Here is a 7,699-nt window from a genome sequence, read left to right as displayed (position 1 = left end):
CCCCCTTCTCTGCGGGTGCGCTTCTTCGGAGCGGCCGCGACACTTAAAACGGCCGCGGAGCGCAACGCGGCCTGAAAAAATGCCAGGGGACATAACAGCGCACACGCGCATTCCCGCTCAGTCGATTTTTCGAAGAACGGCCAGAAAAAGAACATCCTGTCCCGGAAAAAGAGGAAGAACGAGCCGCTGCTCCTCAAGACGGCAGACGCCGCCCTTTTTCTCCAGAAAACGGGAAATCTGCTCTTCGTTTTCCTCGCGGTTCAGCGCACAGGTCACGTAGAACAGCGCACCCCCCGGCAAAAGTCTTTCCCATGCGTGTTCAAGAATCCCGGACTGCACGCGCGCAACTTCGGCAAGACGCTCCGGGGAAAGACGCAGACGAAGCTCGGCATTGCGGGCCAGAGTTCCCGTGCCGCTGCATGGAACATCCAATAATATCAACGGGAAAGACTCTTCAACGTCCTGAGCGGGGCCGCAGTGCAGCCTCGGCCACGGCAGACCGAGACGCAGAAGCGAAGCCTTGAGCTCCTCCAGCCGGAAGTCCGCGGGTTCGCCGGCGAGCTCCACCTTTACCCCCTTTTCCAGAAGGGCCGTAGTCTTGCCGCCCCTCCCGCAGCAGGCGTCCCACAGGGGAGCATCGGCAAACTCCTCACGGCCGAGAATCCACGCGGCCAGATGTTCCGCGACCAGCTGGGACGATGCTCCCTGCCTCGTCAGATTGCCCTGCTTCTCAAAGGTGGCAAGAAGTCCCTGTTCCTTTGCCGCTTCCGCCCTGTTTCTGTCCAGTCCCTGCACGGAAAAGCCGCCCTGCCCCACGGGCGCGTATCCACGTTCGAGCCAGTGCTGAACAAGCATTTCGCCCCACGCCCTGGACAGATTCGCGCGCCAGCACGGCGCGGGATGCTCCAGCGTGTTTGCGGCCATCAGGCAGGCCTGTTTGCGACCGTACTGCTTCTCCCACATCACGGTGAGCCACAAAGGCAGGGACGCCGCTCTGGCCATGCCCTCCGCATCGAGAGACGCGTTCTTGAGAAACTCTTCCTCCTGCCGCAGGGAAAAACGAAGAGCTTCGGACTCCCGGTCGACGGCACGAAGCACGCCGTTGACAAGTCCGCCCAGCCCCTGCCCAAAGCGACGTCTGGCCAGATTGACCAGCTCGTTCACCGTAGCCCGGGCGGGAATGCCGTCCATGAAGAGAATCTCGTACGCACCGAGCCGCAGAAGCATGCGAACCTGAAAGGAAAGCGCCTCGGGCTTTTTCAGAAAGCCGGCCAGCGCGGCGTCCAGCGCAGCGTGACGGCGAAGCACGCCGTACGTCAGCTCGGAAAGAAGCGCCGAGTCGCGCCCGTCCATGGCGACGGACTGCACCTGCCGCGCAAGCATGACCGGAAGCGGCGTCGAGTCCTCAGGATGACGGAAAAGCTGCTGCAGAATATCCAGAGCGCCCTTTCGCGCGCCGGAAGTTGCCTGATTCAGAGGCGTTTTTTTCTTTTTTTCGACCATTGCTCACGCCTTGGCTCATTCGTGCCTTAAAAAGGATTCTGGAGCGTTTTCCGCTTTTTTGCGGGCAGATTTGCCGTCGTCGCAGAGTGAGACGCGGAGAGCTCATCGGATGCAGGAAAGGCCCGCGCCGGTCGAGCTCCTACGCGTTCTTTCCGAGCAGTCTTCCCCAGGGTTCGGGCAGTCCGCGCAGCCTGCCGTTGCGGAAGTCCGTCGCACTCATGGTGGACTTGCCCGCCGGACGCAGATGCGTGATGCGGTACGCGCCTGAGCCGCAGGCCACGAGAAGCGCGTCGCCGTCCATGCCCACCAGCGTTCCGGGGGCGGCGTCCGTCGCCTTTTCCACGGGCTCACCGGGCTCAATGCGGAGCATGACGGGGTCGCGCCCCTCCATGTGAAGCACGCTCTTTGCTCCGGGCGCGGGAGTGAGTCCGCGGATGATGTTGTGAACGGACTTCGCATCCATGGACCAGTCGACATACTCCTCGTCCGCGGCGATCTTGGCCGCATGGGTGGCGAGAGCTTCGTTCTGGGGCACGAAGGCCGCCCTGCCCTCGGCTATCATGCCGAGCGCGCCAACCATGAGCTTCGCCCCGTGTTCGGCCAGCGTGTCGAACAGCGTGCCCGCCGTGTCGTCGGGCTCTATGCTCACCGCCTGCTGCAGAAGTATGGGCCCGGAATCAAGACCGGCTTCCATCTTCATGATGGTCACGCCGGAAATGGCGTCGCCGTTCATGACGGCTCGCTGTATGGGCGCTGCGCCCCGGTACTGAGGAAGCAGCGAACCGTGCACGTTGTACGGTCCCATGACGGGAATGTCGAGCACGCGCTGAGGCAGAATCAGGCCGTAGGCCGCCACCACGAGCACGTCGGGCCTGAGATCGGCAAGAGTCTGCACGTCGGCGTCGTCACGGAAATTGCGCGGCTGATGCACGGGAAGTCCGAGTTCAAGGGCAAGTTCCTTGGCGGCGGAGGCCCTGAGCTTCTTGCCCCGCCCGGCGGGACGATCCGGCTGGGTATAAACGGCCACGACCTCGCCGCCTTCCCAGGCGGCCACGGCCTTCAGAATGACCGCCGCAAAATCCGGCGTGCCCATGAAAACGATGCGCAGTTTCGACATGACTTCTCCTGTTGGGAAAAAGAAAAGGCTGCCCCTTTCCTGATTGACGTTGCTTCCTGCGTCGGCAGAAGGCGGAATGCGCCGTCTTTCCGCACACAAGCGGCCTTCACACTGTACGGCCTAAGCTCTCCCCCGTCCAGCCTTCCGGCCGGTCGTCCTTCGTCTGAGTACCGTACGCAAAAGCCCGGGTGACTGCCCGGGCTTTTGCTGTAATAATGCGGAGAATCAGTCTTTCCGGCTACTTTCTGCCTTTGCGGATCTTCTTGTCGTACAAAGAACGCTTGAGATAGCTCAGGTAGTCGATGAAGAGCTTGCCGTCGAGATGATCGGTCTCGTGCTGCATGCAGGCGCCGTAGTAGCCTTCGCCTTCGATGTGGACGGGCTTGCCGTCAAGATCAAGGGCGTCGAGGGCCACGCGGCGGGGGCGCTTCACCTTGGCGCGCAGTTCGGGCACGGAAAGGCAGCCTTCATTTTCCTCGTGCCCCTTCGGATCGAGCACGGTGACCACGGGATTGATGAATACCCGGAAATCCTGAGGCAGATCGGGATCATTCTTTTCCTGCGACACGTCGATGATGACCACGCGCTTGAGCACGCCTATCTGCGGCGCGGCAATGCCCACGCCGCCCACGGTGGTGAGCGTGTCGAGCAGATCCTGCGCAAGCGCACGGATTTCGTCGTTGATCTCGGCCACAGGTTCGCTCACCTTGGCGAGCGTGGGATCGGGATACTGAAGAACGGGACGAAGCATGATTTACTCCGCGGAATTGCTGGGAGCGGGCGCCGCCTTTTCACGCAGTCGAATGCCCAGTTCACGCAACTGCTTGTTGTCCACGGGGGACGGTGCTTCGGTAAGCAGGCAGGCGGCCTTCTGATTCTTGGGGAACGCGATGACGTCGCGGATGGACGAAGCGCCCGTGAGCAGCATGGCCACGCGGTCGAGGCCGAAGGCTATGCCGCCATGAGGCGGAGTACCGTAGTCAAGGGCCTGAATGAAATAGCCGAACTGCGCCTTGGCGGACTCTTCGGTAAAGCCGAGGCCCTCAAACATGCGGGTCTGATCGGCGGGATTGTGGATACGGATGGAACCGCCGCCGATTTCGTTGCCGTTGAGCACCATGTCGTAGGCACGAGCCTTGGCGCGGGCGGGATCGGTGAGCATGATGTCGTAGCTCTCGTCCTGAGCCGCGGTGAAGGGATGATGGCAGGCCACCCAGCGATGTTCTTCCTCGCTGTATTCAAAGAGCGGGAAGTCCGTCACCCAGAGCAGATTCCAGGTGTTTTCAGGAATGAGGCCGAGCTTGTTTCCGAGCTTCACGCGCAGGCTGCCGAGGGCGTTGTTCACAAGACCGGGTTCACCGGCCTGGAAGAACACGATGTCGCCCACTTCAAGAGCGCAGGCTTCGGCAATGCCCGCTCTTTCCTTGTCGGAAAGGAACTTGGCGATGGGCGACTGCCACTCGTTCTCATGAATCTTGATCCATGCCAGTCCCTGAGCGCCGAAGCCCTTCACGAAATCGGTGAGTTCATCGATTTCCTTGCGGGTCATGGTGGCGCCGCCGGGCACGCGCAGGGCCTTCACCAGCTTGGCGCCGGCAAAGAGCTTGAAGGCGGAACCGTGCACGATTTCCGTCACGTCCTTGAGCTTGAGATCAAAGCGGGTGTCGGGCTTGTCGGAGCCGTAGTCGCGCATGGCCTCGTCGTAGGGCATGCGTCTGAGAGGCAGCTCGATGTCCACGCCGAGCGCTTCCTTGAACACGCGGGCGATGAGGCCTTCGGCCATGCCCATCACCTGCTCTTCGTTCACGAAGCTCATTTCAATGTCCACCTGCGTGAACTCGGGCTGACGGTCGGCACGAAGATCCTCGTCGCGGAAGCAGCGGGCCACCTGATAGTAGCGGTCCACGCCGCTCATCATGAGCATCTGCTTGAACTGCTGAGGCGACTGGGGCAGCGCGTAGAACTCGCCGGGAGACAGGCGGCTCGGCACGAGGAAGTCGCGCGCGCCTTCGGGGGTGGACTTGGTGAGATACGGCGTTTCGACTTCAAGGAAGTCGAGCTCGTTCAGATAGTTGCGGCAGGCCTTCACGATGTTGTGACGCACGCGCAGGTTGTGCGCCATGACGGGACGACGAAGGTCGAGATAACGATACTGCAGGCGCACGGACTCGGAGCAGTCGGTACGGTCCTCCACGAGGAAGGGCGGCGTCTTGGCGGTGTTGAGCAGCTTCCATTCCAGCACCACCACTTCGATTTCACCGGTGTGCAGATTGGGATTGGTCATGCCCTCGGGACGGGGACGGACGCGTCCCTTGATGGCGATGACGTATTCGCTGCGCAGAATGTGGGCGTCGCGATGCGCTTCGGGAGCGATTTCGGGGCTGAACACCACCTGCGTGAGGCCGTCGCGGTCACGCAGATCCACAAAAATGAGACCGCCGTGATCGCGGCGGTACTGCACCCAGCCCATGAGACAGACGTTCTCGCCGTTGTTGGCAATGGTCAGGTCGTTGCAGTGATGGGTGCGCTGCCAGTCGCCCAGCGGCTTGATGTATCGGGCGTGTTCCTTCTGGACGTCCACGACGGTCTTTTCGTTTTCTTCAAACTGGCTCATGACCATTCCTCTTTATTGTTCGGCGTTCAGGCTGGCGGCCACATCGGCACAGGGCACTTCACGCTGCTCGCCAGATTCCATGTTTTTGACAATGACGCTGCCGGAGGCCAGTTCGTTGGTCCCCATGATGAGCGTGAAGCGCGCGCCGGACTTCCCGGCCTGACGCATGGTGGACTTCATGCTGCGGCTCTCGTAGCCCATGGTGCCGGAAAAACCCTCGCGACGCAGATTCTGCGCCAGGGCGAAGGCGGCATCGCGGCAGGAGTCGTCGAGCACGGCCACATAAAAATCGGGGCGAACTTCGGGAAGTTCCCGGCCTTCCAGCAGAAGCGCCAGACGTTCCATGCCGCAGGCGAAGCCTATGCCGGGCACGGAGGGTCCGCCGAGCTGCTCCACAAGGCCGTCGTAGCGGCCGCCGCCGGCCACGGAGCCCTGAGAGCCGATTTCGTTGGACACCACTTCCCAGGTGGTGCGGGTATAATAGTCAAGACCGCGCACCAGACGATGATTGATCTCGTAAGGAATCTTTTCCGCGTCGAGGTGACGGAGCACGGCCTCGAAGTGGGCGCGGCAGTCGGGGCATTCGTTTTCCAGAATCACGGGAGCGTCGGCCGTAAGCGCCTTGCAGTCGGGGACCTTGCAGTCCAGAACGCGCAGAGGGTTGGTTTCCATGCGGCGACGGCAGTCTTCGCAGAGCTTCGACTGATCGAGGGAAGCCAGCCAGTCGTGCAGCTTCTGACGATACTTGGGGCGGCAGGTGGAACAGCCGAGGGAGTTGATCTGAAGCGTCAGATTCTTCAGCCCGAGCTTTCCGAGAAATTCCATCATCATGCAGATGATTTCCGCGTCGGCCTCGGGTTCCCGAGGTCCGAGGCATTCGCAGTTGATCTGATGGAACTGACGCATGCGGCCCTTCTGGGGACGTTCATGCCGGAACATGGGGCCGATGGTGAAAAATCTGCTCACGGATTCGCGGGCATAGATGCCGCTTTCAATGTAGGCGCGCATGACGCCGGCCGTGGCTTCGGGACGCAGGGACATGGAACGGCCCTTGCTGTCGGGAATGCAGTACATCTCCTTCTGCACCACGTCGGTTTCCGTGCCGATGCCGCGGCAGAAAAGGTCGGTGTATTCCATGAGCGGAGTACGAAGTTCGCCAAAGCCGTAGCGGGGGAACACCTCGCGGGCGGTGGCTTCCATCATCTCAAAAAGACGGCTCTGCGCCGGAAACTGGTCGGCAAAGCCCTTGATAGCCTGAATCTGTGCCATGAACGGACTCCAGCAATGTAGAAATAACGCATGAGGATAGGGCCTTTTTTCCCCGTTGTCAAAGCGCCTCCGCCCGGAAAACGGGGGAAGAGGACATCTTCCGCAGACGTCTCCGCAGAAGACGGCGTTCCGGCAGAAGCCCCGACGAAGCGCAGATTGTCGGGCACGCCGCTCTTCAGGGTTTCACCGGATCTCCGGCTCTTCGGAACCTGCCCCGGAGCCGGGATAGGAGGTCAGAAGATAGTCCCAGAAGCTCTGTTCGGCCGCAGAAAGGCGTGCCGCCCGCACGGCGTGCACAGGCGCGACCTTCTCCACGCCAGGAAACGGTATGTCCTTCTCCACCAGCGCCCCCGCACGCACAAGCCGGCTGCACCGCAGCGTCTGCGCAGGAAGAATGACCACGGCCTCATTGCGTATGGCCAGAGAAAGCACGTCCTCGATGTCCGCCAGCCGGTACTCGCCGGCGAAATAAGACGTGTAGTGTCTCGATATATGATTCAGGCCTCCGGAATAGTAGGCTATGTGCTCGTTTTTCAAGTCTTCGGGCGTAAGCGCAGCCCGGGCGGCAAGAGGATGTCCCGCGCCGAGAAAGATCTTTCGCGTGACCGTGCCGAGAAAGACCGCCTCACAGCCGAGCCCTCTTGCCCGTTCGATGACCCGCCCTTCTCTTCCGTCCAGCACGACGGAAAGCCTGGCCCCCTGCCTGAACGACTCCACGACGTCTCCGATGTATACGGGCCGCAGCCGCACGTCCACGCCGGGATGAAGCTCCGTGAACGGCTCGACGACGGCTTCCTTGATATACTGAAGCATGGATACCTGCGTGTCCACGCAAAGGGAAACCGGTTCCTTCCCTCCTGCGTCCGAGCGCATCGTTTCGATGAGCGTCATGACCTGCCGGGCCATGTCGTGCACCCTTTCTCCGTCATCCGTCAGAGTCACGCCGTTTCTGCCCTTCACAAAAAGCTTCCGACCGACTTCCTGCTCCAGCTTCTTGAGCGCCGCCGACACCGCGGGACGCGTCACCCCCAGACGTTCCGCCGCGGCGCTGATGGAGCCCGCGTTCACCGTTGTGATAAAATATTCAAGCCAATCAAGACGCATAACCTGTTTCCTTTGCGCCCCTTGTTACTACGAACAGGGGCTCCGGGCAACAAAAGATTGTGAAACGTCTAACGTAACCAAAACTATTCAGA

General features: G+C 61.3%; 6 protein-coding genes. All 6 read right to left on the bottom strand.

The genetic code is table 11. The annotated features are described in order from the left end of the window. Positions 1 to 117: 117 nt before the first annotated feature. On the bottom strand, positions 118 to 1,503 hold the full coding sequence (locus QZZ60_RS09400) for a transcription antitermination factor NusB (RefSeq protein WP_295640815.1): 1,386 nt from the start codon (positions 1,501 to 1,503) through the stop codon (positions 118 to 120). Positions 1,504 to 1,642: 139 nt separating this feature from the next. Next, a complete protein-coding gene (gene fmt / locus QZZ60_RS09395) occupies positions 1,643 to 2,620 on the bottom strand; it encodes a methionyl-tRNA formyltransferase (RefSeq protein WP_295640813.1) in 978 nt (325 codons plus the stop codon). 238 nt (positions 2,621 to 2,858) lie between these two features. Then, positions 2,859 to 3,371, bottom strand: coding sequence for a peptide deformylase (def, locus tag QZZ60_RS09390; RefSeq protein ID WP_295640811.1), 513 nt, complete (start codon positions 3,369 to 3,371; stop codon positions 2,859 to 2,861). A gap of 3 nt (positions 3,372 to 3,374) precedes the next feature. Then, on the bottom strand, positions 3,375 to 5,234 hold the full coding sequence (aspS, locus tag QZZ60_RS09385; protein ID WP_295640809.1) for an aspartate--tRNA ligase: 1,860 nt from the start codon (positions 5,232 to 5,234) through the stop codon (positions 3,375 to 3,377). 12 nt (positions 5,235 to 5,246) lie between these two features. Continuing rightward, complete coding sequence (gene hisS / locus QZZ60_RS09380; RefSeq protein ID WP_295640807.1) at positions 5,247 to 6,503, bottom strand: histidine--tRNA ligase; 1,257 nt, start codon at positions 6,501 to 6,503, stop codon at positions 5,247 to 5,249. A 183-nt stretch (positions 6,504 to 6,686) separates the two neighbouring features. Next, on the bottom strand, positions 6,687 to 7,607 hold the full coding sequence (locus QZZ60_RS09375) for a LysR family transcriptional regulator (protein WP_295640806.1): 921 nt from the start codon (positions 7,605 to 7,607) through the stop codon (positions 6,687 to 6,689). Between the last annotated feature and the right edge of the window lie 92 nt (positions 7,608 to 7,699).

The sequence above is a fragment of the uncultured Mailhella sp. genome, assembly GCF_905187505.1.
In the GTDB taxonomy this organism is placed as follows: domain Bacteria; phylum Desulfobacterota; class Desulfovibrionia; order Desulfovibrionales; family Desulfovibrionaceae; genus Mailhella.
The sequence above is the reverse complement of the archived record's forward strand: the minus strand, read 5'-3'. Positions and strand labels throughout refer to the sequence as shown.